Here is a 2281-nt window from a genome sequence, read left to right as displayed (position 1 = left end):
ATGCTTTCGCCCAGCCGGGCCGGATCGTCACGCAGGTCGCCCAGATGCCCGATGGCCGTTCGTATTTCTGGATCGCCAAGACCACCGCACCAGAAGGACAAGGTTACTTGGGTCAGCACAAAAGCTTCGCCGTCGGTTTGGGCTGCGACCTGGTGCATGCCGACAAGCTGGTTTACTCGCACGGAGTCGCTTTGGACGATCCGAGCACCGCCGTCCCGATCGGGGCCGGCTGCAAGATCTGCAACCGGCCGTCGTGCCCGCAGCGCGCATTCCCCTATCTCGGCGGGCGCGTCGTCGTCGACCAGAACACCGGCAGTGGGCTGCCGTATTCGCCTGCCAGCGGGCCGCAATCGGTGTAACTTGCTGCTGAATTCCCACGCCCACGCACGATTGGGGCCACCCATGACAGATGTCGACTATTGCGTTGTCGGTGCAGGATTCGCCGGTTTGACGGCTGCCCTGCGGCTACAGCAGGCCGGTCGCTCGGTGACGCTGCTGGAGGCCCGTGATCGAGTCGGCGGGCGCACCTACACCGAGGTCCCTGCCGACGGGCTGTGGATCGATCGCGGTGGCGCATGGATCGGGCCGGGCCAGGACCGTATCTATGCGCTGATGGCCGAATTCGGCGTACCGGAATACAAGCAGCACAATGACGGCGACGCATTGATGATCGTCGACGGCAAGAAGCACCGCTACGGCGGCACCATCCCATGGACCATGAGCCCCTGGGCGGTCATCAACCTTGGTCTTGGATTGCGCACGATCGAGAAAATGTGCAAATCGATTCCGCGCGAAGCCCCGTGGGAGGCAAAGCGGGCCAGAGAGTGGGATCGCATCAGTCTCGGGGAATGGCTCGACACGCACACGATGTCCAGACAAGCCCGCGAGATGCTGGATATGGCTCTGGCTGGCACCTATACCTCGGCGGGGTCGGAGACGTCGCTGCTGTGGGTGCTGCTGCAGATGGGGTCCGGCGGGGGTCCCACCTTCGTCATATCCGGCAAAGGAGGCGCTCAGGATGCCCGTCCGGTAGGCGGGATGGGCGCCATCTATCGCCCGATCGCTTCAGAGCTCGGCGAGCTGCTGCACCTTTCGCGGCCCGTCCGGCAGATCATCCAAGACGCCGACGGCGTGACGGTCAATGCGGACGGCCTGACGGTGCGGGCGCGGCGGGTCATTGTGGCGATCCCGCTGGCGATCGCCACGTCGATCGTCTACGAGCCGACGCTGCCGGTGGATCGGGCGCTTCTGCACCAGCGCCTGCCGAGTGGGGCGGTCATCAAGATCTCAATCGTCTATGACGAGCCGTTCTGGCGTGCCGACGGACTGTCCGGCCAGTCGGCCGCACCGGGATCCCCGGCCACCCTGACGATCGATGCCTGCACGGATACCGGCAACCCCGGGATCATTTGCGTCATCACCGAAGGGCCCGCAGCACGACGGCTAACCCAGCTCGACGAGGCCGAGCGCAGAGCAGTGGTCATCGGCGAGCTCGTCGACCGGTTCGGCAGCAAGGCTAAAGCGCTGCGGGAATATCACGAGCAGAACTGGACCACCGAGCGCTATTCCGGTGGCGGGATGATCAGCCACGCGCCGACCGGGGTGCTGACCGAATTCGGCTACACCCTGCGTGAGCCGTGCGGGCGCATCCACTGGGCAGGGACGGAGAGCTCGGCCATCATGTGCGGATGGGTCGACGGCGCCATCCGCTCTGGGGAGCGCGCCGCGGCAGAAGTGCTGGCACGCGAAACGACAGCGGCTACTGAGCCTGTTTGACCGGCGGGCGGTAGAAGAGCAACAGCTGACCAACCCCGCCGCCCAAGCCCAGCAGCAGCGAGATCAGCAGACCGTGCCAGCCGTTTCGCCAGTTGTACCCGAAGATCAGCCAGTCCAGGCTGTACTGACCAGGGCCGATCGTGGCCACCGCGATCGCGCTAACCGCCAGTACCAGGTTGTATTCCCAGCCCTCCTTGACGATGAAGAAGCCGTTGGGCCGGTGCACGGTCCACGCGGCGACGAACATCAGGGCTACGAAGCCGGCCGCCGGGATCGGCGTGAGCAGGCCCGCGGCCAGGCCCAGACCGGCGCTGATCTCAGTGCTGGCCGCGGCCAGCGCCTGAAGCTTGCCGTGCCTCATGCCGATGCTTTCGAACCACCCCGCGGTCCCGGGTATCCGGCCGCCGCCGAAGAACTTGTTATAACCGTGAGCTGCCAGGGTCAACCCCAGCACCAGCCGCAGGATCAGTAACCCGAGATCGTAGGCAGTCATAGACGCCAACTT

Annotated in this window: 3 protein-coding genes; 2 read left to right on the top strand and 1 reads right to left on the bottom strand. The window is 65.4% G+C overall.

From position 1 onward, the window contains the following. Together WBF82_RS19575 and WBF82_RS19570 are read left to right on the top strand one after the other, a co-directional pair. The coding region (locus WBF82_RS19575) for a short-chain fatty acyl-CoA regulator family protein (RefSeq protein WP_424384600.1) at nt 1-359 on the top strand (359 nt) is incomplete at its 5' end. A gap of 43 nt (nt 360-402) precedes the next feature. Continuing rightward, entirely contained in the window at nt 403-1776 is a 1374-nt protein-coding gene (locus WBF82_RS19570; RefSeq protein ID WP_424384599.1) for a flavin monoamine oxidase family protein, read from the top strand. Here the strand turns inward: WBF82_RS19570 and WBF82_RS19565 are convergent. Beyond that, entirely contained in the window at nt 1760-2269 is a 510-nt protein-coding gene (locus WBF82_RS19565) for a DoxX family protein (protein WP_424384601.1), read from the bottom strand. The two genes, WBF82_RS19570 and WBF82_RS19565, sit on opposite strands and share 17 nt — an antisense overlap. Nucleotides 2270-2281 lie beyond the last annotated feature (12 nt).

The sequence above is a fragment of the Mycobacterium sp. genome, from assembly GCF_049673265.1.
GTDB lineage: Bacteria > Actinomycetota > Actinomycetes > Mycobacteriales > Mycobacteriaceae > Mycobacterium.
The sequence above is the reverse complement of the archived record's forward strand: the minus strand, read 5'-3'. Positions and strand labels throughout refer to the sequence as shown.

What these genes read in the sequence shown, in the direction of transcription:
- WBF82_RS19565 (WP_424384601.1), bottom strand. Translation starts at nt 2,269, where the DNA reads ATGACTGCCTACGATCTCGGGTTACTGATCCTGCGGCTGGTGCTGGGG.
- WBF82_RS19570 (WP_424384599.1), top strand. Translation starts at nt 403, where the DNA reads ATGACAGATGTCGACTATTGCGTTGTCGGTGCAGGATTCGCCGGTTTG.